Origin of the sequence: Paenibacillus sp. 23TSA30-6, assembly GCF_014858585.1 — a bacterium.
GTDB lineage: Bacteria > Bacillota > Bacilli > Paenibacillales > Paenibacillaceae > Paenibacillus.
Map to the genome: position 1 here is coordinate 1 of NZ_SLTL01000109.1, position 520 is coordinate 520.

Genomic DNA, 520 nt, shown 5'->3' on the forward strand with positions numbered 1-520 from the left:
GCTTATGAATTTGGATCAAGCTCTAGCTTATGTCCTCAGTAACGGAAGTTGGGGTTACTCTTCCAATTTCCTCTGAAGGAATCTCAAACTGGCGAATATCCTTGACCAGAAACATGATCAAGCCGCACAATGCGGTAATCAGTCCGCTGAAAAACAGCACCTCGCTCAAAGCAAAACGTAAAGTTAACGCACCACCAATCAAGGCTCCTAATGGCAGAGCTGCGCTCGACAGGGTGTTTAGAAAGGATGTAACCCGTCCCATTAACGGCAGCGGGGTAATAATTTGAATCAAGGACGTTTGCAGTACATTGATGATGCCTGTAAAAATACCTAGCAACAGGGCGGCCAGCAGCTTCATCCACATCTCCGGCACAAGGGAAAATACGTAGATCGCCAGCCCCATGGCTACCCAGGAGACCGCAATGGTGATGCCGTTCTTTTTCAATACACTGACCAGAAAGGAACCGACAAAAATACCGATAAAATAGGCCACATACAGTAAGCTGTAATAGATCGGTGA

The 520-nt window shown here is 46.7% G+C and carries 1 protein-coding gene; it reads right to left on the reverse strand.

The features are described from left to right. Window positions 1-22: 22 nt before the first annotated feature. Window positions 23-520 (reverse strand): MFS transporter (locus E0698_RS26315; protein WP_192513437.1); only part of this gene is annotated, 498 nt, incomplete at its 5' end.